23 protein-coding genes and 1 riboswitch are annotated in these 23786 nt (G+C 42.2%); of the genes, 12 read left to right on the top strand and 11 right to left on the bottom strand.

Annotation, left to right across the window (positions count from 1 at the left end):
- The first annotated feature begins 54 nt into the window (after positions 1–54).
- Positions 55–444 carry a hypothetical protein gene (locus tag J7I42_RS11570; protein WP_209138940.1) on the top strand — a complete coding sequence of 130 codons (390 nt, stop codon included), beginning with the start codon at positions 55–57 and terminating at the stop codon, positions 442–444.
- A gap of 3 nt (positions 445–447) precedes the next feature.
- Here J7I42_RS11570 and J7I42_RS11565 read toward each other — a convergent pair whose 3' ends face one another.
- The 9 genes from J7I42_RS11565 to J7I42_RS11525 all read right to left on the bottom strand — a co-directional run bounded on the left by J7I42_RS11565 (position 448) and on the right by J7I42_RS11525 (position 9332).
- Positions 448–1536, bottom strand: a complete 1089-nt coding sequence (locus J7I42_RS11565) for a hypothetical protein (RefSeq protein WP_209138939.1) — start codon at positions 1534–1536, stop codon at positions 448–450.
- Positions 1536–3146 carry an NAD(P)-binding protein gene (locus J7I42_RS11560; protein ID WP_209138938.1) on the bottom strand — a complete coding sequence of 537 codons (1611 nt, stop codon included), beginning with the start codon at positions 3144–3146 and terminating at the stop codon, positions 1536–1538. Before J7I42_RS11560 ends, J7I42_RS11565 begins: the two co-directional genes overlap by 1 nt.
- A gap of 1 nt (position 3147) precedes the next feature.
- Positions 3148–4650, bottom strand: a complete 1503-nt coding sequence (locus J7I42_RS11555; protein ID WP_209138937.1) for a polyamine aminopropyltransferase — start codon at positions 4648–4650, stop codon at positions 3148–3150.
- Positions 4651–4665: 15 nt separating this feature from the next.
- The gene (locus tag J7I42_RS11550) at positions 4666–4881 is read right to left on the bottom strand and encodes a DUF350 domain-containing protein (protein WP_209138936.1); all 216 of its coding nucleotides are present in this window, start codon (positions 4879–4881) and stop codon (positions 4666–4668) included.
- A gap of 32 nt (positions 4882–4913) precedes the next feature.
- Entirely contained in the window at positions 4914–5069 is a 156-nt protein-coding gene (locus J7I42_RS11545) for a hypothetical protein (RefSeq protein ID WP_209138935.1), read from the bottom strand.
- A 12-nt stretch (positions 5070–5081) separates the two neighbouring features.
- Positions 5082–6962, bottom strand: a complete 1881-nt coding sequence (locus tag J7I42_RS11540) for a DUF4178 domain-containing protein (RefSeq protein ID WP_209138934.1) — start codon at positions 6960–6962, stop codon at positions 5082–5084.
- A 9-nt stretch (positions 6963–6971) separates the two neighbouring features.
- Positions 6972–7325 (bottom strand): S-adenosylmethionine decarboxylase family protein, encoded by a 354-nt coding sequence (locus J7I42_RS11535; protein WP_209138933.1) that lies wholly within the window; start codon positions 7323–7325, stop codon positions 6972–6974.
- Positions 7326–7488: 163 nt separating this feature from the next.
- Positions 7489–8289 carry a zinc-dependent peptidase gene (locus tag J7I42_RS11530; RefSeq protein WP_209138932.1) on the bottom strand — a complete coding sequence of 267 codons (801 nt, stop codon included), beginning with the start codon at positions 8287–8289 and terminating at the stop codon, positions 7489–7491.
- 215 nt (positions 8290–8504) lie between these two features.
- Positions 8505–9332, bottom strand: a complete 828-nt coding sequence (locus J7I42_RS11525) for a zinc-dependent peptidase (protein ID WP_209138931.1) — start codon at positions 9330–9332, stop codon at positions 8505–8507.
- Positions 9333–9603: 271 nt separating this feature from the next.
- Between J7I42_RS11525 and aspS the strand changes: the two genes are divergently transcribed.
- The 7 genes from aspS (at position 9604) to J7I42_RS11490 (ending at position 16301) form a co-directional block, all read left to right on the top strand.
- Positions 9604–11430 carry an aspartate--tRNA ligase gene (aspS, locus tag J7I42_RS11520; RefSeq protein ID WP_209138930.1) on the top strand — a complete coding sequence of 609 codons (1827 nt, stop codon included), beginning with the start codon at positions 9604–9606 and terminating at the stop codon, positions 11428–11430.
- Positions 11431–11491: 61 nt separating this feature from the next.
- Positions 11492–11998 carry a hypothetical protein gene (locus J7I42_RS11515; protein WP_209138929.1) on the top strand — a complete coding sequence of 169 codons (507 nt, stop codon included), beginning with the start codon at positions 11492–11494 and terminating at the stop codon, positions 11996–11998.
- A gap of 16 nt (positions 11999–12014) precedes the next feature.
- Positions 12015–12851: an alpha/beta hydrolase gene (locus J7I42_RS11510; protein WP_209138928.1), complete on the top strand. Its 837-nt coding sequence runs from the start codon at positions 12015–12017 to the stop codon at positions 12849–12851.
- A gap of 59 nt (positions 12852–12910) precedes the next feature.
- The gene (locus tag J7I42_RS11505) at positions 12911–14170 is read left to right on the top strand and encodes a replication-associated recombination protein A (protein WP_209138927.1); all 1260 of its coding nucleotides are present in this window, start codon (positions 12911–12913) and stop codon (positions 14168–14170) included.
- Positions 14171–14239: 69 nt separating this feature from the next.
- Positions 14240–14698 carry a GNAT family N-acetyltransferase gene (locus J7I42_RS11500; protein WP_209138926.1) on the top strand — a complete coding sequence of 153 codons (459 nt, stop codon included), beginning with the start codon at positions 14240–14242 and terminating at the stop codon, positions 14696–14698.
- A gap of 153 nt (positions 14699–14851) precedes the next feature.
- Positions 14852–15808: an outer membrane beta-barrel protein gene (locus tag J7I42_RS11495; RefSeq protein ID WP_209138925.1), complete on the top strand. Its 957-nt coding sequence runs from the start codon at positions 14852–14854 to the stop codon at positions 15806–15808.
- Positions 15809–15899: 91 nt separating this feature from the next.
- A complete protein-coding gene (locus tag J7I42_RS11490) occupies positions 15900–16301 on the top strand; it encodes a T9SS type A sorting domain-containing protein (RefSeq protein WP_209138924.1) in 402 nt (133 codons plus the stop codon).
- Between the two features lie 339 nt (positions 16302–16640).
- On the opposite strand, the gene J7I42_RS11485 is transcribed toward J7I42_RS11490, so the two are convergent.
- Positions 16641–17165 carry a 5' nucleotidase, NT5C type gene (locus J7I42_RS11485; protein ID WP_209138923.1) on the bottom strand — a complete coding sequence of 175 codons (525 nt, stop codon included), beginning with the start codon at positions 17163–17165 and terminating at the stop codon, positions 16641–16643.
- 43 nt (positions 17166–17208) lie between these two features.
- Entirely contained in the window at positions 17209–20136 is a 2928-nt protein-coding gene (uvrA, locus tag J7I42_RS11480) for an excinuclease ABC subunit UvrA (protein WP_209138922.1), read from the bottom strand.
- A 222-nt stretch (positions 20137–20358) separates the two neighbouring features.
- Here uvrA and J7I42_RS11475 point away from each other — a divergent pair, with 222 nt between their 5' ends.
- From J7I42_RS11475 to J7I42_RS11460, 4 genes are all read left to right on the top strand, one after another.
- The gene (locus J7I42_RS11475) at positions 20359–21033 is read left to right on the top strand and encodes an OmpA family protein (protein WP_209138921.1); all 675 of its coding nucleotides are present in this window, start codon (positions 20359–20361) and stop codon (positions 21031–21033) included.
- A 57-nt stretch (positions 21034–21090) separates the two neighbouring features.
- Positions 21091–21738, top strand: coding sequence for a porin family protein (locus J7I42_RS11470; protein ID WP_209138920.1), 648 nt, complete (start codon positions 21091–21093; stop codon positions 21736–21738).
- 209 nt (positions 21739–21947) lie between these two features.
- Entirely contained in the window at positions 21948–22598 is a 651-nt protein-coding gene (locus J7I42_RS11465) for a porin family protein (protein ID WP_209138919.1), read from the top strand.
- Between the two features lie 87 nt (positions 22599–22685).
- Positions 22686–23372, top strand: coding sequence for a porin family protein (locus tag J7I42_RS11460; protein WP_209138918.1), 687 nt, complete (start codon positions 22686–22688; stop codon positions 23370–23372).
- A 69-nt stretch (positions 23373–23441) separates the two neighbouring features.
- A riboswitch (SAM riboswitch) is annotated at positions 23442–23560 on the top strand.
- Positions 23561–23786: the final 226 nt, after the last annotated feature.

The raw sequence follows: 23786 nt of genomic DNA, 5'->3' as shown, positions 1-23786 counted from the left end.
CTAAAGGCCGGTGACCTGTTTTGAATATATTTTAAAAACCACAAATCAATAACAGTGGGCGAGGAATCAAACGACCTGTACGTAATACCAGCGAAGTTTCGCAAGATCGAGAATTTACATATCTTATTCTGGCTGGTGAAAGACCTTTGCTGGTGCCTGTTATTTAAACCGCTGGGTATTATTATGATCTTCCCTACCCTCCTCGTTGCCATCTGGATAGCCTGGCGTAACCGGCATATCGTAGCAGAACTGACCCACAATTTGGCTATCGCCTTGTGGATAGTGGCCAACTCCATGTGGATGATCTCTGAGTTTTATAATATCGATGAGAAAGTAAGACCTTATTGCATTATTCCGTTCTCACTGGGAATTTTGATCCTGTTATATTATTACCTGGTCTATTCTCCCTTACAAAGAAAGAAGGTTAGAACCAAAGTGTCCTGAAGATCAGGAATGTTTATACGGGATATGACCGCGCGATACCTTCCAGATGTATCCATCAATAAGGTAATGTGTGATCTGTGGAAGCGCCAGCAAGGGTATCAATAAAGCCAGCGCTTCTTTTGATGGCTGAAAAGAAAAGATATAAAAGAGGGAGAAAGCTGTTTTATGTTCTTTCCAGATCCATGCATCCCAAAAACCTTCTTCCACATAGGCCAGTATAACCATACTAAATAAGAATAACACTACTCCATACCGGGAAAAGAATTTGGCAATCAGCTTACTGTATCCACCGCCAACAGCAGATTCGGTTTTCTTTTTACCATAAACCCATATCAAAGCCATATAAGGTACACCATGCGAAACCACATTCAGCAGGGTGAAGGCCATATCGCCGTTATAATACACAATGCCAAAATACCACGATAAAAAAGTACCGGCAATTACCAGATTGCGGGGCACATTCACATATTTCTCCTTTACAATAAATACCGTTTCCTTTACCAGATAGGCCGCCATTATAAGTACATACAACCCACTGGCAATAACCAATAAGGGTTGTGACCGGAAGTATACAAAATCGCCCTCAACAAACCAGTTAAAATTGCGTGGCGCGTTCAAATGCCAATATAGCAAGGGATATATGGTGGCGGTATAAATAGTGACCTGATCAATACGGTAATACCATTTATTAAATGTTTCCTTACGGGAGTAGATCCGCATGAACCCATATTGCTGACGCACAAAATGAAATACAGCCAGGTAAGCCAGCACCTGCCAGAAAAGCATATCATTGATGGCATATAGCATTACCCCCACTATAAAACCAATAACAGGAATACCGATAAGAATATTCTTTTGCTTTCCAAACGTGTCTTTATCAAAATAGGTGCGGTAAAGGGTACTATACACATGAGCGACATCGATGCATACGATCAAAACGATCCACCAGAAAACAGGAATACCTTGTCCTTTTTTAAACAAACCAGGCAACAGAAATACGATCAATAAAGAAACAAATGGGGGCAACAGTATAAACAGGCCGTCGAGCGGCAGTGAATAGATCCAGGGTTGTTGTTTCTTTGTATTAAGCATTATTGAAACGATTGAATAACGGATTTTGCTGCCTGTATACCCTGGTAAAACCCTTCTTCAAAAATAGAGATACCCGCCAGATCGGTATGTGCAAAAAATATCCTGTTGTTAACAGGTTGCGCCACTTGCTGCCGTTCCGGGTTATGAATACAATTTAATTTTGGCTGTATCATGGCATGCCCCCAAACCATTACATCGAGGTGCTGCACTGCGTCCCGGATATTACCATGCACTTTCTGCAGATCCTTTATAATCATTTGCACCCAATCGGCATGTTGCAATGCCAGTGCCTTTTTACGTTCAGTAGTTGCATCACTTTTTGTTAATGGCAGATAGTAGGTTAATACTTTTTGCGGTATATGCTGTTCTAATAACTGATGAGTAGCCTCAACATAACCCAGCGACTCGCTATCATATATAACATTGTCCCAGCACAATTCTTCACCCCGCCGCTCTTGCAAAGGGCCTACCGTAAGGTTAGCCACCATCCAGGGTGAATAGGAAAAATGTTCATGAATAGCAGCAAGCCTGTTATTATTCTTTATCAACCGTTGGGCTATAAACTGTGGTGCTGCAATGATGCACTTACGGGCAGCTATTTTTTTCAACCGTTTGGCATTCACATCGAAGTATATTACGTCAACGCCTGTGTTTGTTTCTGCTACATTCACTACCAGGCTGTTTACTTTAACCTGGCTGGTAAAGTTCTTTTGTAACTGTTGCGCCAGCCAGGCATTGCCTTGTGGCCAGGTGAGCACATCCTGATGCTCAGCGTTGGCTGCTTTTCCCTTTCGACCCGCAAAATAATGGATACCTGCCCAGGCAGAAGCCTCCTCATACCGGGTGCCAAAATCATCCCGCGTACAATAATTACAATACCAGTGCAGGTAACCGGAAGTATAGCCGTTCTGTTGTAACCAGGCTCTCATGGAAATACGGTCCAACTGCCTGTATTGTATATCGGTTGAAGAATGTAAAACCGGAATGGCGAAAGCATCTTTGCCATCACTTCCTTTTGCCTGCCGGAAGATTTCCATCTGTTCAAAAAAACGTTTGAACTGTTGCTGTTCCTCAACTGGCAAACCCGCATGCGGTACCAACCCATTCTGCCAGGTACCATTGATGTACAGGCGCTCTTCCGGTGCAAAACAAATGTAATATTCGTTGTATACAGGCAAGCCCTGTTCATTGTAACCGGTGATCACATTACTTTCCTGCAAAAAAGCCAGGTATTCGGTAAGATCGTTGTTGGGAACCGGAATATAATGCGCCCCCCAGGGATAGGCACAAATATTATTATGACCACTGGCAGCATTACCACCGGCATGCTTTTCCAGATCGAGCAACACAAAATCGCTGATCCCATTCTTTTGCAACCACCGCCCAGCCGATAACCCGCTGATACCGCCACCCGCAATTACTACATCGGTGGTACCGGCCAATTCAACCGGCCCCTGTAAACCACCGTCGCGCAATAAATGCCCTATTGATGCCGATGCACCCACAATTTCACCCGGGATTTTTTTAGTTGACGGTCCCCCACAAGCCGGCAGCAGTAAACTGCCACCTGCGAGTGTAGACAAACTTTGTATAAATTGGCGACGATGCATATTATTCAAGATAAGCGTTCCATTCCTCCTCAAAATAATTCACCAGTACCTGGTTGTTCAATTTATTTACGGCTAAAGGTTGTGTTGTTCGCATATCCTGCGGAAAAACAAACATCTGTTGTGCAGTAGCCGGGTTCAGGAACCTCAATCCGGGCAGGTAATTGGCTGGTATTTTATACGAGTTATTCTTAAAGGCAAGAATATAGCCCCATTCCCCAAACGAAGGTACCAGGTTATGATACGGCGCTGTATGAAACCCAACGGATCGAATGGTTTCATCGATACACCAGAATGATTTGGGCGCCACATAAGGTGAAGTAGACTGAATAACAGCCACTCCACCATCGGCCAACGCCTGGTATAACAGCCGGTAAAATGAATTGGAGTATAATTTACCGATAGAGAAGTTAGAAGGATCAGGAAAGTCAATGACAATAAAATCGAACTTGTTTGTATTGCTTTTCAAAAAGAGAAATGCATCCTCACTCAACACTTTTACTTTGGCATTATTCAACGAACCTTTGTTCAATTGGGTAAGGAGATGGTTCGTTGAAAACAATTGCGTCATTTTTTTATCAAGATCAACCAGGGTAATTGATGTAATGGAAGGATATTTTAAGATCTCCCGAACGGCCAGTCCATCCCCACCACCAAGAACCAATACCTTTTGGGGTTGTTGAACGGCCTGCAAACCGGGATGTATCAAAGCTTCGTGATAGCGATATTCATCTGCCGAGCTGAACTGCAGGTTGCCATTGAGGAACAACCGCATCTCCCGTTTGTTTTTTGTAAGTACAATACGCTGGTAAGGGGAGGAAGTAGCAAATATTACGTGATCGTTATAAGTAAGCGTTTCGGAATAATTCATGATGCGCTCTGAAAACACAAATGCCACCAGCTCTATTAATAATAACAAAATGGCCATTCCTTTTATAACCCCAGCCCGGCGAACCTCCTTCCCAAATTGTATGGCAAGGAATAATCCCACGCCTATATTTAAGATGCCGAAAAACAGTGATGTGCGGATCAACCCCAACTGTGGTACCAGTAACAAAGGAAAAATGAGTGCTGCAAGCAGGGCACCAATGTAATCAAAAGTAAATACCCGCGATACCAGTTCTTTAAACTCCACTTTGTCCTGCAGTATGCGCATAAGTAAGGGTATCTCCAGCCCAACCAGCGTACCGGTAAAAAACACCAGGGCATATAATACCAATCTGAAAGAGGAAGCTATTGGGAATAAAATAAATAAGAGGGGGGCACTGAATCCGCCGATCATCCCCACCAGTAATTCTATTTGAATAAACCAACGCAACAGATTCTTATTAAAATAACGGGAAAGAAAAGCGCCTACCCCCATGGAAAACAGGTATACCCCAATGATGGTAGAAAACTGGGTAACAGAATCACCCAGGAGGTAACTCGCCAGGGTACCGGCCACCAGTTCATATATTAAACCACAGGTAGCAATGACAAACACGGCCAGTAACAACAACAATTGCATAATAATGAAGCTGGATTAATGGATCGCAGAAGCAATAATGATAGCAATAGACAACATAAAGAAACCGGCCACAATAGCCAATGCCATATTTTGTTTTTCAACTACTTCCTTCCATAGGTTATGTTTAGGAGTTATTACTTCAACAATAACAAACGCGATCACCAATATGGCGATCCCTAAGAAGCTGTACAGGGCGGAATTGATAATTGGATTTACCACTAAAAGTTGCATTGCAATTGGTTTTGGTATTAAAAGAAAGCATTTTATTTATGATAAAGGCCAGGCCCACCGGCCTTCCATTGTTGCTGACCACCGGATGAAAATACCCGATAGCCCGACATATTGGAAAACACCATGCCCCCCGCCAACAACAGCACCCAGATAAAGAACCATTTCATTTTTTTGTATTCTTCTATCATTGTTGTTATTTATTATGTAAATGGACTGTTTTGCCAACGCACACTTTCCAAATAAGCACCTCTGAAAAATATACCGACCACTGGCAGCAAAGCGAAAATGACGAACATAAAGAAGTTGCGCCACATGGGTACATCATAAGTTACCCGCAGGGAGAATGAGTCTACTGTTGCATCACCCCTTGCCGGTTGTATCTCCAAAAAATAATTACCAGCCGGTATCGAGTGAAGAATGGCATCATCCTGATCACTGCCTTCGCTCCAGGATTCGCCATCTTCATAGCCACTATATTTTTCCACGCCTTTCTCTATGGAATATTCGGTTCCGTTATCAGCGTTTACGAGTGTAATACCCACCTCGAACCAGTTATTTCTTACAGGAGCTGAGATATCAAACTCCAGGTTCGACCGCCATTTATCCAGTTTGAATTTTTGCGTAACCAACATGGGGAGGTTGGTGCTATCAGGTAACGTAATGAAATTATCATACACTACTTGATTGCGGTTAAACGCCATGGTAATAAAGAACAGTAATAAAAAAAGCGCAAGGATGCCCAGCATGCTTCTTTTTAAGACAGTGGAACCCACATTGCCGGCAGACTGCACCGCACCTACACCAATAGTATAGGGTAACGAAATACCCGGAAACGCTGTGCGTAATTCCTTTCCTGAAAGGTGTGTGCCGTGATACCAGGAAATACCCTCACTGTGCATTTCCCGCACCCATATTTCTGGTGGATAAATATATTCTACGCAGTGGGTTTGGTCATTATCAAATATCTTTTCAGGGAATTCGCCCTGCGCGTATACCAATGAATACCGGTATCTGTTATAGGGTCTGAATATTTTTCCGGAAAAATAAAAATCAATGTCTTTGGCTTTGAAAAGAACTGGCGCATCCGCTGTTTCTTTTAAAAAGATCCAGTGCCCGTTGAATTCCGATAAAAAGGCATATCCCTGCACCGGGCTGAACAACGTATACTCCCGCCAACTATAGCCTTCTTCATCCTCTTTTTCGGCAAAACCAACCAGGCGGTATTCAACTCCCCTGATGGTGCCGGTTGACTGCAAAGGAATTACGGGTTGCCGGTCTGACTTCATCGTAACACGTAATAAATCGCTGTCCCCGTTTTTAATTTCATAACAGGCGCCACAGGCATCGCAGGAATATGACCGGGTAAACGGCCAGCTATACAGCCTGTTGGTTGCGCTACATTTTTTACAGGCAATTTCTTTGGTTACCGTATCTATTGACTGGTTACGCAGTTGTTGGAACCTGAAATCAGCGAAGGACTGGTAGTGTATACGGAAGCTACTATAATCAGTATTCTTTTTGCTACCGATCAATGCAATCCGGTCACCATCTTCATTAGCCAGTTCCAGGCTGTTGAACACCCCATCTTCATCAAACAACCAGGCCTCGCCCTCTATTTTTATTATTTTGCAGAAACCTTCCCGCTCGAGTAAGTATTTTTTGTTATTATTTAGTTCAATGGAGTCTGATCCGTATTCCATACGTGCAACCATGGCAAAAGAAACAGCTATTTCCAGCGCTATCTTTTCATACACCGCAAACTGGCCATAGCCTTCCACCAGCATCATAATATCGCCATCGTCTAGTAACATTGTCCAGTTATTGAAAAGGGCATCTTCATAAAAACATTGTACCCGGCCAATGATCTCAAAGGACTTTCTTTTCCATACACCCCGGGTACCGATCTGAATGGGAGAACTGGTATCGTTGGTTATCAGTAAATTGATCCGTTCATTTAAAGCACCAGCTGCTTTTTTAAGCGGAGCAAAACAATGCGAACATACAATTACATTGGTTGGGGCATTTTTGGCGTTTATTGCTCGCTGACACTCAGGACAGGTAAATATGCCGGTTATACTCATGGTTGGGTATCAACGTTTTATTTGTTGACAGGCAATAACTTCAGCATCAAAGAATCTGATTAATTCTTCATATATCTGTTGACCTGTCTGGTCGTTATTTTGTTGGTAGTTGGATAAATAGATATCCATATTAATGCGGTCGTATTCAGGCCAGCTGTGCAATGAAATATGCGATTCACTGAGACAGATCACTGCGGTATACCCAGCCGGGTCAAAATCATGGAAAACTTCGCCCAGCTTATTCAATCCATATTTATTTATCTGGCTATGTAATAGCTGTTGTATGTACGAAGACCTTTCAAGCAATTCCTTTTTTGGGGATGAAAATTCAGCAATAATGTGTAAACCAGGTTGGTAATTCATAGCGGATAGTTCCGGTGGTTAAAACTATATATAATTTAGTAGCCCGCAAAACCAAAATGTTACCGGCAACGGTAAACAAAAAAATGCCGAACGCAGCAATCACACTGCATCCGGCATAAAACACTAAATACTCATCGTAGGCTAAAAGAGGTAGAATAGTGCGTTAGGCAGCCATTTTATTGAAGTTTAGCATATCAATCGGGTCCTGGCGTAATAAGGAGCTCATCGCTGCGTATAACTCCGGCATATCATGCCGCATACGAACAGGATTTTCAAAAAAAACCTCCACACTCACGGCCCAGAATTCGTGGTAATTGGTACCTGCATAATCGCCCAATAAATTCCGGGCGCCGTGTTGCATGCTCTCGAAAATAGGGCGGGCCACTTTAGAAAAATTCTTGAACTCCTTTTTAAAATGCTTGTCTTCCTCCGTTTGGGAAATGAAATTTACATAGGCCAACGCATGCCCCATTTCATGTAAACCCATATTCCAGCTTGGCGTAAGTCCCTTAACGCCTTTAATAAATTTGTCCCACGACAAATAAATACCGCTGTGATCAACATGTCCTTCAAATGGGCGCGAATAAAAACCGTAATGATAATCGTCTTTCAGTACATAGATGTCCCTGAAAAAATTAAACAGGTACTTGTCCAGTTTGAATGTTAATTGAACAGCCACGGCACTAATGAGAATGGGCATTTCAGCACGTTCTTCCACTTCTATATAATGGAATTTTTTTGCTTTTTTGAACAGGTAAGCTCTGAAGAGGAATTTGTGCTGGTCATCTACGCTTAGTCGGTTGTAATATTTCAGGTGTTGGGCAACAATGGCATGATAAAAGGTTTCCTGTGCCAGAAACAACTTATACTGTCTCTTTTCGTACAGGTAATTGTACCATTTTATTACGGGGCTTTGCAATACAATGATGCCGAAGACCACCAGAAAAATGATCAAAATCTCCATAAGGGCTCTATTTTTCGTAATTGACTTGACGGGATCAGATCAACGAACAGTGGTTTTCAAATAGAGAAGATGGATCAGAGTACGGCTTTCAGGGATCCTTGGGGAGATATGGCAATTACAATAAAGGGGTATGATCGTTCGAGAGTTCTATCAGGCTACAATGTATAAAGAAAATTTTAAAAAAGAAAGAGCCTGCCTGTAAAATTATTGTTCTATTAGTACTCGCTGTAATTATCGTTAACCGGTTCCAGAAAAATTCCCTGTTTTAATAGGTCCTGGTTCAGCAATTTGCATATAGCATCGTATAATTCAGGCAGTTGTATTTTAAATGAGGAAGGTCGTTCGAAAAAATTTTCCACACAAACCGCCCAGAATTCCTGGTAATTGGTGGCAGCGTAACTTCCCAGCAGGTTCATTTCCCCTGCCTGCATGCGGTTGAACACTTCCCGGCCGGTGTTAGTGAATGCTTTAAACCATCGGTACTGAAACCCTTCATCTTCCCCCGCATGTTCATGTTCAGGAAAATTTACATAGGCCAGTGCATGCGCCATTTCATGTAATCCAACATTATCACCATCGGAATAGTTCGCATATGAGTTCAAAAAATTATTCCACGACAGGTAAATACCATCCTCGCTCACATGGCCCTGGAAAGGCACATTGAACAAACCATAGTGATAATCCCGTTTCATGATATAGATCTTGTGAAAGTGGTCCATAAGAAAATGCTGTAAACCAAAAGTAAGCTGCACGGCGGCAGCACTGATGAGGAGCGACATATGGTCCTCTTCCTCCATTTCAACAAACTCAAAATGTTTGGTAGCCCTGAAAATAAGGGTCCTTTTCAAAAAGCGGTCCCGCAGGGCCGCATCTAAATTCCGGTAATAGGGAATGTATTGCTGCAAGATTGCATCATACGCATTGTGTTTGTTATCGTACTGTTCTTTTACTTTTTGGGCCAGGTACCAGTTACGCAGATAATGGGCAAAAGAAGAGCCGCCTATAATCACTACAATCAGCAAAAAAATAATTCCGGATGTCATTACTTGATATTGGTAATTCCGGCAGAAAAATAGTAAAAAATACCCAACATTGGGTAGTAGGCTGACAGGTATTAAAATGACCTTCTGTTAAAGTTCATAAGAGAAATTACGTTTTTTATCTATATTTTGCCTGAATTTGAAAATCAACCGTTACGAAATTGATTTCCCCCTTTTGGGAAGCAGGAAAGCAGTCGTTTTGAATTACCTTTGCCACCCGCCCCAAATCGCGGGGGTATAACTAAGCTTATCAGATTATTTAAATATTATAGGAATGTATAGAACTCATACCTGTGGAGAATTACGGATGACACATCAGGGGCAACAGGTAACGCTTGCCGGCTGGGTGCAAACCATTAGAAAGTTTGGTAGTATCACGTTTATCGACCTGAGAGACCGTTATGGCATTACCCAGCTGTTACTGGGTGAAGAATTGAACAGTCAGCTCGATCAGCAGCCCTTGGGTCGCGAATTTGTAATACAGGCCATAGGTGTGGTAAATGAACGCAGCAATAAGAACCCCAACATTCCTACCGGCGATATTGAGATCAAAATAACTTCTTTTACCATTCTTAATAAATCAGCCACGCCGCCCTTCACCATTCAGGATGATACCGATGGCGGCGATGACCTGCGCATGAAATTCCGTTATCTCGACCTGCGCCGGAACCTGGTAAAAAAGAACCTGGAATTACGGTATTCCGTTAACCGGGCCGCCCGCAATTACCTCCATGATAACCATTTCATGGATATCGAAACCCCCTTTCTTATTAAATCAACCCCCGAAGGAGCCCGCGACTTTGTGGTTCCTTCCCGCATGAACCCTGGTCAGTTTTATGCTTTACCGCAATCACCACAAACTTTTAAACAATTGTTGATGGTGAGTGGCTACGACCGGTATTACCAGGTTGTAAAATGTTTCCGCGATGAGGACCTGCGCGCTGACCGTCAGCCAGAGTTCACCCAGATTGACTGTGAAATGAGCTTTGTAGAGCAGGAAGATATCCTGAACATGTTCGAAGGCATGATCAAACACATCTTCAAAGCAGTAAAAGGTCTTGAAATCACCGAAAAAGTGCAGCGCATGACCTGGGAAAATGCCATGTGGCAATATGGAAACGACAAACCCGACATTCGTTTCGGCATGCAGTTGCTCAATATAAAATCAGCCTTCAACAAAGATGGCAAACTGCCAGCCGCAGGTGAATTAATTGCCGGTGCCGATTTTAAAGTGTTCAATGACGCAGAAACCGTAGTGGCCATAGCTGTACCTGGCTGCGCCGAATACACCCGCAAACAAACAGATGAGCTTACCGAATGGGTTAAACGCCCGCAAATTGGTATGCAGGGTCTGGTATTCATTAAATGTAATGCCGACGGCACCTATAAAAGCAGTGTTGATAAATTTTTTACAGAAGATAAACTGAAGGCTATTGCCAATGCAGCAGGCGCCAAAGCCGGCGACCTCGTGCTCATCCTGGCAGGAGCGGAAGAAAGGACCCGCAAAGCCATCAGCGAACTGCGCCTCGAAATGGGTGAACGCCTGGGCATGCGCAAAAAAGATGAATTTAAATTACTGTGGGTACTCGACTTCCCGCTGTTTGAATACGCAGAAGACGAAAATCGCTGGGTAGCGCGTCACCACCCGTTCACGTCACCCAAACCTGATCAAATTGACTTAATGATCAAAAACAGCCCTGTTATTGAAAATGCGGCTGAATACCTGAAACACCCATACGCTAACATCAAAGCCAATGCATATGACATGGTGTTGAATGGTAACGAAATTGGTGGTGGTTCCATCCGGATCTTCCAGCGCGACCTGCAGGAAAAAATGTTCGCTGCATTAGGAATGAGCCAGGAAGAAGCCATGCACAAATTTGGCTTCCTGCTCGGCGCTTTTGAATATGGCGCGCCCCCACATGGTGGTATTGCTTTTGGGTTCGACCGGTTGTGCGCTATTATGGGCGGCAGCGAAAGCATTCGCGATTTTATTGCCTTCCCCAAAAACAACAGTGGCCGCGACGTTATGCTCGATGCCCCTAGCGCCATCGATCAAAAACAATTCGATGAATTACAAATAAAGTTGAATTTGCAATAACCTTTTTTTGAAGTATTTTAAGGCCTCCCGCATAAACGGGGGGCCTTAAAAATTTATGGGGATGAAAGGACTCACTACGCTCTGGAAAGCATTTCGTACCATTTGCATCGTACAATTAATACTGGTAGCCTTTAAAGCAATGTTGTCATTGCGCGTGCTATTTTCCCAGGCCAATGCACTGGTTGGTATTATTAATATCATCGCATATGCCCTGGTGTTCATTTTTGTTTACCATGGCCTCTCCATGCTGAACTACAATTATCCCGATGTGCCGCTTTCACCCAAACAAAAGCGTTGGTTCAATATCTTATTCCTCATTAACTTTATATTGATCGCCTTTCTGTTTGCCCAGATCGTAAACAACTGGTGGATGATACAATTTGTATTTGATATGGGCACTTTTAATGCAAGCAAAGCTGCCTGGCTATATGGCACCGCCCTGTTCTCGATCTCATGGTTTATTTTCATCATACATTTTGTCTTTTTGACCGGTATGTATAAGTTACGGCGGCTTATCTACGAAAACACCGTCAATACCTGGTATAACGAGTTTGACCAAAAGCCATAATTCGTTATATTTAATTATGCGACGACTCCTTTTCCTAAGCCTGATCTTCCTGGTTATTGCCTGTAAAAAAGAAAACAACGACAATAGCAACGCAGAAAAAACAGCCATTGATGTTTCGTACGGTAATGATGCAAAGCAAAAAATGGATGTTTATCTGCCCGCCAACCGCGATACCGTCAATACAAAATTATTAATACTGATACACGGGGGCGCCTGGATTGAAGGCGACAAATCAGATTTTATCATCGACGATATAAAAAAGCTGTTGCCTGGTTATGCGCTGGCCAACGTGAACTATCGGTTATCGAACAACGGACAAAATACATTCCCCGCTCAGGAAGAGGACATCAGTGCCGCAGTAGCATTTTTATTGAATAAACAGATCGAATACAAATTCTCTAAAAAAATAGTTTTATTAGGCGCCAGCGCAGGCGCACACCTGGCCTTGTTACAGGGATACAAACATGCAGATCTTATCACTCCCAGGGCCATCATTTCCTACTTTGGCCCTACTGACCTGGCTTATTTGTACAATCATCCTGGCAATCCATTGGTAGCCTCCATGCTGGCCGGCATCATTGGTGCCACTCCTTTACAAAATGCAGCCATCTATGCTACCAGCAGCCCCATAAATTATGTATCCGGAAAATCACCCCCTACGCTGCTGTTGCAAGGGGATGCAGATCCGCTGGTACCGGTTGCTCAGGCCAATATGTTAAAGGATAAGCTTGTTGCCTTCGGCGTAAACAATCAACTGGTCATTTATCCGGGCGAACAACATGGCTTTACTCCAGCGAAAATGCTCGACTCCTATACCCGGATCGTTGCTTTTCTACAGGCGAATGTTCCCTGATCCGTCATCCATCAGGCAAAATTTTCCTAACTTGAGGGGCTATTCTTCTTCCCATAACTATGGAAGCAACACCATTAGCAGAACGGTTACGCCCGAATACGTTGGATAAGCTGGCAGGACAGGAACACCTTACCGGTAAAGGAAGCATTTTGCGTACAGCAATTGACCAGGGCAAAGTGCCCTCCATGATCTTATGGGGACCGCCTGGCACAGGCAAAACTACCATTGCCAACATCATTGCCCACACCTTACAGGTACCTTTTTATATCCTCAGCGCTATTAGCGCGGGGGTAAAAGAAGTGCGCGAAGTAATTGCTGAAGCAAAAGAAAAAGAACGGGCCATCTTATTTATCGACGAAATACACCGTTTTAATAAAGGACAACAGGATGCGCTGCTGGGCGCCGTGGAAAAAGGGATTGTTACCCTCATTGGCGCAACCACTGAAAATCCTTCGTTTGAAGTGAACAGCGCCTTGCTCAGCCGCTGTCAGGTATATGTGCTTAAACCATTGCAGGAAGAAAGTCTGGTGAAATTATTGCAGCAGGCCATAGTAAAAGATGTACAACTGCAAAAAAAGCACATCGAGCTTCAGGAAACAACCGCCCTCATTACCATTTCCGGTGGTGATGCCCGAAAATTATTGAACCTGCTGGAGTTGGTTGCAGATACCCTGGGCGATACTGCTGTTATTACCGATAAGGCAGTAATGGAAATTGCGCAGCAACGAATTGCCTTGTACGATAAAAGCGGGGAACAGCATTATGATATCATCTCTGCTTTTATTAAAAGTATGCGTGGCAGCGATCCAAATGGAGCCGTTTACTGGTTGGCCCGGATGATTGAAGGCGGAGAAGATGTAAAATTCATTGCCCGCCGCATGCTTATACTGGCCAGTGAAGATATTGGCAATGCCAATCCTACCGCTTTAGTAATGGCCAATGCCACTTTTGAGGCCGTTGACAAAATAGGTTATCCTGAGGCCCGGATAATTTTATCGCAATGCGCTATTTACCTGGCATCTTCGCCCAAAAGCAATGCCTCTTATGTGGCCATCAACGATGCACTGGTAGCTGTTCGCCAACACGGCGATCTGCCGGTACCACTACACATTCGCAATGCGCCTACCGGTCTCATGAAAAAACTCGACTACGGCAAAGGCTATAAATACTCACATGAGTATGAAGGGAATTTTTCAACCCAGGAATATTTGCCACCACCGCTTACCGGTCGCACATTTTACACGCCTGGTAAAAATGCCCGTGAAGAAGAGCTAAGAAAATACCTCAAGAACCTGTGGAAAGAAAAGTATGGGTACTAGTACATAATACTGTAACCTACTTGCACTACCCTATTATATTATATAACACAAGCCACAATCTATTATCACTTGAACGAGCTAACATTTATACACAAACCATTTACCGAACTTACACCCCACGAGCTGTATGCCATTTTGCAATTACGCAGTGAGGTATTTGTTGTGGAACAGAATTGTGTTTTTTTGGATGCGGATGATAAAGATCAGGTATCTATACACGTAATGTGTTGGCAAAATGAGCTATTGGCTGGTTATACGCGCTTAGTGCCTGCAGGTATTGCCTATGACGAACCTTCTATTGGACGTGTTGTAACTTCGCCGAAAGTTAGACATGCAGGCATAGGAAAATTACTAATGAATTATTCCATTCGTACAACATACGACACATGGGGTAAAACTACGATTACCATAGGAGCGCAATTTTACCTTCGTAATTTCTACACTTCATTAGGTTTTGAACAATGTAGCGACATCTATCTTGAAGATGGTATTCAGCACATTAAGATGTTTTTAGCAGTTACCAGTTGAAAATATTAGATCGAAACACTTATTTAGATATTTTTTTAAACGCTGCACACAAAAAACAAACAATTCTGCGTTTATTGTATGTGTGACTGGTGTTTAGTATTTTAGCACCAGATATTTTTCCCAGACCGTCTGAAAACTAAATCTGATATTCTCATGAAACAAATTGTACACTCTTTACGGAGGTGTAGCTTGTTACTATTGGTGAGTGCAGGTACTTGCATTTCTTCCTTTGGGCAGTACACTGAAAGCTCCTCCGTATTTGAAGCAGGTATTAGCATTGGGCCCACAAACCTTTTGAGTGACCTCGGAGGTAATGCAGGTAGGGGTACCAAATTTGTAAAAGACAACAACTTTCCGGCTACTAAATTGATCTTTGGTGCTTACCTGAGCTATCAACCAAATGAATGGCTGGGTTTCAGATTGGCATTGAACAGAGGTACGCTGGTAGGTGACGACGCCCTCATCAAAGGGAAAGGTGGTCTTGAAGAAGCCCGTAAATACCGTAACTCCGACGTTCGTTCGCGCATTACTGAAGGTATGCTCGTAGCAGAATTTTATCCTACCGTTTTCCTCGAAGACGATCCATCTGATGTAGTAGGAAGAATTAGACCTTATGGTGTAGCTGGTATTGGTTTATTCCATTTTAAACCACAAGGAACTGACCCTTTAACGCATGAATGGGTTGACTTGCAACCGCTGCATACAGAAGGACAGGGTTTTGCTGAATATCCTGGCCGTAAAGATTATAAACTCACTGCATTTCAATATACTTTAGGCGCAGGTGCTAAATATTTCTTCAGCGAGAAAGTAAACCTCAGTCTCGAATTATTACACAGAACTACCAATACTGATTATATCGACGACGTAAGTACTACTTACATTGATGGACGTACGTTTTATAAATACATGTCGAACGCACAAGCTTTGTTGGCAGAAAGAATGGCTAACAAGAGTGGGAACAATGGAGCTACCACACCATACACAGCAGGTATGAAAAGAGGTACCTCTACTAATAATGATGCTTATTTTTCAATTAACCTGAAATTAGGCTTCAGATTAGGCCGTGGTGGCAGCGATTATAGTTCAACCCGTTGTCCGGTTAGATTCTAATAGTTACATTTTCCGTATTCAGCATATTTGTTGATCCGTACCCTTTTTGAAAACTTTTGGCCCGCTTCCGGCGGGTAGCCCAATAGAACCCATGAACACGACCGTAGGAAAAAATTTTACTATCCGTACTATACCTGTACTGCTTTCAATAGCAATATTGTTTGCAGGTACCGGTAGCTCCTTCGGTAGTCCATTATCAATACCCACCTATTCAAACGATACCATACTGGTACAAAAACAAGTTACCAGTAAAAAGCACAGGATCAAGTTGTTTCAAAACGACGATCAAAGCGCTCTGTTCTTTAGTGTGCGTGGATTAGAGGGGAAAATATACCAGCTCTTTATATTTGACCTTACTGGTAAACTGGTTACACAGGCAAATATTAAAAGCAAGCAAACGACTGTTATTGACAACATTGAAAAAGGCAATTACCTGTTCGAAGTGTTTAGCGATGATGTGCGAATCGAAAACGGACAGGTGACAATAAAATAAATCAGTTGCTGTTACAGGCAACTACGGAAGCTCTTTGCTACCACAACTTATAAACCAATAAGCTGCAGGGAAATTAGTAAAATCCATATATCCGGTTGAGTCAAAACCTGATCCGTTCCCTATTTTTTAAGTACCCTGAAACACAAAGATTTTATTAATCACTCCCTGCACCTGCTTATTGGATTTTAAAAATTCTTCTGGTTAGTTCCAGTATCCTTAGTAGCCGGCGATGAACAATTGCCGGCTATTTGTATTTTATACCTGTTCCAACAAAACAAAAACGCCTAACACGGTGCCATTGGTTTCGTGTTAGGCGTTTAATATGTCTGCCGGAATATATTAATGCAGGAAAATAGTAGCAGCATCCTGCCAACTATTTATACGGTCATAACCGGTTACATCTTTATTATGCACCGCTGTAAACAGGTGTTTCCTTCCATTGAAGTGCTGCAGGTGACGCACATGGTCATCTATCATATGATCGCCAAACACCATGCGCTTTTCACCACACAATACCAGCTGCTTCCAGGTAAAGAATGGGAAATGCTCCATTAACCAATCCAACTTGTCTTTCAATGAATTGGGAAACTCGGTAGCAGCCGACACTATAAATATTTCATACTGCTTATTCATTTCCTTTAACACCTCCACACTATCTTTCATCACAGGCAGGTCCCTGAAAAATCCGGGCTCATATAAGCGCTCACGTACAAGTTTCTGATGCTGTTCAGGAAATCCCAGTAACCACGATCCTTTCATCTTACTCATCTCGACCGGCAATCCATATGCTTTCTCATACCAGGTCATCATAGCTCCCATCGGATCGGCTATTACCTCATCCATATCGATAATTACTCTTTCCATAGTAAAGTCATTTTTGAAAACCCGTTCGCCTGTTATCACCTGGCTAGCTATTCTTCAGTTCTTCTTTTAGAAACTTAGCGGTGTGGCTTGCTTTAACTTTCAACAGGTCTTCAGGTGTGCCTTCAAACAGTATTTGTCCGCCGCCATCGCCACCTTCAGGCCCCAGGTCAATAATATGATCGGCCACTTTAATAACATCCATATTATGCTCTATCACCAGCACGGTATTGCCGCGATCAACCAGCTTATTCAATACATCCAGCAGATGCTGAATATCTTCAAAATGCAATCCGGTGGTAGGTTCATCTAATATATAAAACGTTTTACCGGTATCTTTTTTTCCTAACTCGGTCGCCAGTTTAACCCGCTGAGCCTCTCCCCCGCTTAAAGTGACCGCGCTTTGTCCAAGAGTTATGTATCCCAGCCCTACTTCTTGCAACACTTTTATTTTACGGTACAGGTAAGGCACATTCTGAAAAAATTCAACGGCATCATCAACCGTCATATCCAGTACATCACTGATGCTTTTCCCCTTATACCTGATCTCCAGTGTTTCGCGGTTATACCGTTTACCCTGGCATTTTTCGCAGTGCACATATACATCGGGCAGGAAATTCATTTCTATTACACGCATACCACCACCTTCACAAACATCACAACGGCCGCTTTTTACATTAAAGGAAAAGCGACCGGCATTATAACCCCGGATCTTGGCCTCAGGAACTGATGCAAACAAGGTCCTTATATCTGTGAAGAAGCCACAATAGGTAGCCGGGTTGCTGCGTGGTGTGCGGCCAATTGGGCTCTGGTCAATTTCAATTACTTTATCTATATGCTCAAGCCCCTTGATATTTTTATATTCAAGCGGCGTCATTTTTGAGTTATAAGCATGTTTGCTGAGAATAGGATACAGCGTCTCAATGATGAGCGTTGATTTTCCACTGCCGCTTACACCGGTTGCGACGATCAATTTACCGAGCGGAAATTTGGCTGTCACCTTTTGCAGGTTATTGCCATTGGCGCCAATTAATTCAAGCACTTTCCCATTGCCCTTTCTCCGCTCTTTAGGCACTGCTATTTCTCGTTTCCCGTTCAGGTAAGCAGAAGTAAGGGTATCCAGTTTCAACAAAGCATAAGGTTCTCCCTGCGCTACAACCCTTCCTCCATGAAACCCGGCTTTGGGACCAATATCAACCAGGTGATCCGCTGCCATCATAATATCCTTATCATGCTCAACCACCAGTACACTATTGCCGATATTACGAAGATTTTTCAGCGCTTCTATCAGACGCATATTATCGCGCTGGTGCAAACCAATGCTTGGTTCATCCAATATATAGGTAATGCCCTGTAATTGGGAGCCGATCTGTGTTGCCAAACGAATACGTTGCGACTCGCCGCCACTAAGCGTACGCGATGAGCGATTAAGCGTAAGATAATTCAACCCTACATCGAGCAGGAACTGTAAACGCTCACGTATTTCTTTCAATACATCTTTTGCAATAACATTCTGCTTGTTCGACAGTCTTTTTTCAATTCCCTTGAACCACAAAATTAATTTATCGAGGTTCAGCTCGCTTAGCTCTGAGATATTTTTTTCATCTACCTTAAACCACAGGCTTTCTTTTTTAAGCCGGGCACCATTACAGGTAGTACAGGTTTTTAATTCCATGAACTGTTCAGTCCATTGACGTATGGCATCACTTGAGCTGGCAGCAAACCATCTTTTTAGTTGCGGTACTACTCCCTCAAATTCTTCTGTGTATAATTTCGCATCGGGACCAATGGTATCAAAATCCAGGTGTTCTTCTTCCGATCCGTTCTCGTTACCATACAATATCAGATTCAATGCTTTTTTCGGCATTTCTTTCAATGGAACATCCAGACTGAACTTGTGTTTTTTTGCCAGCCTTTGTACCTGGCTGAAAACATAGTTATCCCTTTCTTCACCCAGTGGTGCAATACCACCGTCATTAATACTTAAAGAAGTATCGGGCATAACAGCGTCCATGCTTATCTGGTATACATTGCCCAATCCTTTACAGGTAGGGCAAGCGCCATATGGACTATTAAAAGAGAAGCTGTTTGGCGAAGGTTCTTCGTAACTGATGCCGGTATCTTCACACATCAGTTGCCGGCTATATTGAACCAGCAATTCTGCAGGGGTTTTGCTTTTTCCATTGGTGGCTGCATCGTGTACTAACAGGAACATTAGCTCTTTACCCATTTGCAGGGTCTTCTGTACACTTTGGCTCAACCGAACTTTCATATCATCAGTTACCGCCATGCGATCGATCACCACTTCTATATCATGTATCTTATACCGGTCAACCTGCATTTTGGGAGCAAGGTCTTTAACTTCACCATCTACACGTACTTTCAGGTAACCTTTTTTGCGAATATCTTCAAACAACTCGCGGTAGTGGCCTTTACGGCCACGCACCAATGGCGACAATAATGTTATCTTTTTTCCCTTAAATTTTTTGTAAATATTATCAACGATCTCTTCCTCACTGAACTTGACCATTTTTTTCCCCGTGTTGTAGCTGTACGCTTCCCCAACACGAGCATACAATAAACGGAGAAAATCATATACTTCTGTAATGGTACCAACAGTTGAACGCGGATTCTTATTCGTTGTCTTTTGTTCAATGGAAATGACTGGAGAAAGACCCGTGATCTTATCAACATCAGGACGTTCCATATCGCCAATGAATTGCCGGGCATAAGCGCCAAAGCTTTCCATGTAACGACGTTGGCCTTCTGCATAAATAGTATCAAATGCCAGTGATGATTTACCACTACCACTAATACCTGTTATTACAACCAGCTTATTTTTAGGAATACTAATGTCAATATTCTTAAGATTGTGAACCCGCGCTCCAAAAACATGTATCGCTTCATCTGTTTCAACACCGGTTATTTGCTCATCTTTTGATTGTAAAGGTTTTTTAACTTTCACATCTGCCATAAAATAAGTTCGCCTTTTATATTTGTGCCGGAATTTACATCACCCGCGCGATATTACTAAATAAATTGTCAATGTTATACAACAAAAAAACAGTAGGAAAGTTGATAAACCTTTAAGATATTTGCGCCTCATTTTCAAGTAAATAGCTTATAATCAATATTATGGTATATAATTTGAAAGCTGTGTACTGTAAAAATCAAGTCTTTACTAAAACAATATAATATGAGATCAATCCAAAAGACCCTTACAAGTATTGCAGCGGTGGCTATAATTTTAGCCGGCTGTAAGAGCATGAACAAAACCACAAAAGGAGCTATTATCGGAACTGCAGGCGGTGGCGCCATAGGTGCTGTAATTGGTAAAGTTGCTGGTAATACCGCAATGGGAGCTGTAATTGGTGCTGCTGTAGGTGGCGCAACCGGCGCTGTTATCGGTCACAAAATGGACAAACAAGCAAAAGAAATTGAGAACAAAGTACCAGGTGTTAAAGTTGATCGCGTTGGAGAAGGTATCAATGTTGAATTCAGCGAAAAAATATTGTTCGGTTTCAACCAATCTACTTTGAACTCAACCGCTTCATCAAATCTTGATAAACTGGCGCTTGTTTTAAAAGAGTATCCTGATACTGATATTGAGATCCAGGGACATACTGACAGCAAAGGAGCAGATGATTATAACATGACGTTATCTGAAAAAAGAGCTTCTTCAGTTGCTACTTATTTGAAAAGCAAAGGTGTTGCTTCCAGCCGTATCAGAACAAAAGGTTATGGCGAAACTGCACCTGTTGCCTCAAACGACACAGAAGATGGCCGTGCACAGAACCGTCGTGTTAACTTCCTGATCACTGCAAACGCAAAAATGAAAGAAGACGCGAAGAAAGAAGCAGCTAAACAATAAGCTATTCTGTCTAACCGTTAGTACATTTTTAAAATAACCTTCAACTCTATTAGAAACATGAAAACAAAAGTACTGTTATTCGCACTGACCACTACCGTATTTGCATTAGGCGCTAAAGCTCAAGATAAGACTACCTTTGGTGTACGTGCTGGCGTTAACTTCCAAAACATCAATGGCGATGACGGAGCTGGTCATGATTATGACTACAAAATGAAAACTGGTTTTAACATTGGTGTAAATGCTGAAATTCCTCTTGCACCTCAGTTTTATGTACAACCCGGTTTGTTGTTCAGCACAAAAGGTGCTAAACAGGAAGTAGCAAACACAGATGATATTAAATTAAACCTTTCTTATCTTGAAGTGCCCATTAACCTGTTGTTCAAACCTGAATTAGGTGCTGGCAAACTGTTACTGGGTTTTGGTCCTTACGTTGGTATTGCTGTAGGTGGAAAAGTTAAACAAGGCAGTAACGATGTAGACATTGAATTTGAAAATGATGTAAAATCAACTAACCTGAAACCAACTCTTAAACGTGTGGATTTCGGTGGTAATTTGCTGGCTGGTTATGAGTTAAGCAGCAAATTATCTTTCCAGTTAAATGCTCAATTAGGTATGAGCAACCTGGAGCCAAAAGTTGATGGCAAAAAACCTGAAGCTAAAACTAAAAATACCGGTTTCGGTTTTTCAGTTGGATACCGCTTCTAATTAATGTATAAAGTATAACAGATACATTATAACTAAAAGGCTGTCTCATTTTGAGGCAGCTTTTTTATTATATGAATTTTTCCAATTTACATAAAAACCCTTATGCAATTTTAATGTACCTGTTACGTTAATTACCGAGTTTTTTTAGGACACATTATTAAAAAATTCATGTTCTTATTCTCACTAGTAAAAACCACATCAACTATTTTATGAAATCAAATGTACTCTTGATCGCACTGTTTACTACCGTATTTGCAATTGGCGCTAAAGCACAAAGTACCACCTTTGGTGCACGGGCTGGTTTTGGTCTTCAGAACATCAATGGACAATATGACGATGACCATAAATACGATAACAAGATGAAATTTGGCATTAACCTGGGCTTCAACGCAGAAATTCCTGTTACAGAAGAAGTTTATATACAACCAGGATTGTTGTTCGCTACCAAAGGAGCAAAAGATAAAACTTACCGGAAAGCAAAAATAAGTTTGTCTTATCTCGAAATACCCATTAACCTCCTGTTCAAACCCGAATTGGGCGATGGCAAATTATTACTGGGTTTTGGTCCATACCTCGCCTTTGCAGTAGGTGGTTCTTATACAAACGCCAATGGCGATAAAGCTCAATTTAAATTTGCGCACAAAGTAACTCAGAGTGAATACGCGGGAAGTGCTTATGTAAGACGCATGGACTTTGGTGTTAACTTCCTGGCAGGTTATGAACTCAGCAGCAAATTGTCATTCCAACTCAATGCAGGCCTGGGTCTGGCCAATATTGCTACAAAGGTGGAAGGTTTCAACAATAGTGGAAAAACTAAAAACACCGGCTTTGGTATATCTGCAGGGTATCGCTTTAAATAATTGAGTATAATCATACATAATAAAAAAGCTGTCTCATTATGAGTCAGCTTTTTTTATTTTATCTACACTAAAAGACCACACTTAACCATGAAATCAAAAGTTTTTGCACTTGTTCTTGCCACTACGATTTTTGCGTTCAACACCAATGCGCAGGTGTCTTTTGGCCTGAGAGCTGGCATAAACCTGCAAACGCTCGATGCCAAATACGGTAATGGCGATAAGATTAAGTATGACCTCAGAACAGGCTTCCATGTTGGTGTTATTGCTGAAATACATGCTGTGTCTGATCTCCATGTTCAAACCGGTATATTGTTCAGTACGAAAGGAACTCAACAGGAATTCAATATATATACACGGAAGGAATTTAAATTAGGCCTCTCTTATCTTGAAATACCCATTAATGTGTTATATAAGCCATCCATAGGGCCTGGTAAGTTGTTATTGGGTGCGGGACCTTATGTAGCTTATGCAATAGGTGGTAATGTAAAAAGCAGGGATAGTGTTGGTAAAGTCAGATTTGAAAAAGAAACTACAGGTTTTAATTCAACAATGTCCAACTGGGAGGTAACTTATTATGCCCGCCGGTTGGACGTAGGTGTCAACTTGTTATTCGGTTATGAATTTACAAAGAAAATATCAGTACAACTGAACGCTCAATTAGGCCTGAGAGATATAAATTCAAAAATCAAATCTGAGGTTGGCTTAAATGCAAATACAATAAGATCACAAGCTAAAAATACCGGCTTCGGAATTTCAGTGGGCTATAAATTCTAAAGACGCGCTTGAAAAAGAAATTTGACATTTTGAATTCCGTCATTATCTTTGCACCAGTTCTTTACACATCGCTTATCAAGAAAGGCTGAGGGAAATGGCCCAATGAAGCCTTGACAACCTGCATGCTGGTTTGAAAAAACCGCTGTAAGGTGCCAACTCCATCCTGCGGAAGGCGGGACAGATAAGTCAGATAAAAGCTTCTACAATACTGAATTTCAACATATTGAAAGCTCTTCTGACTTACGGAAGAGCTTTTTTGTTTTTATTAAGGTCCTGAGCGTAGTCAAAGGATCGAAGGACCACTCCTACAGATTGAGCGTTCTGAACGCAGTCGAAGAATCGAGATCTGTACATAATTAACAAATCATCTCCTCCTGTAAGAACTCCTCTTGATAAGTGCTGCCGCGAACAACT

This window comes from Niastella soli, assembly GCF_017742245.1.
Taxonomy (GTDB): Bacteria; Bacteroidota; Bacteroidia; order Chitinophagales; family Chitinophagaceae; genus Niastella; species Niastella soli.
This window is presented reverse-complemented; position numbering and strand designations above follow the sequence as displayed.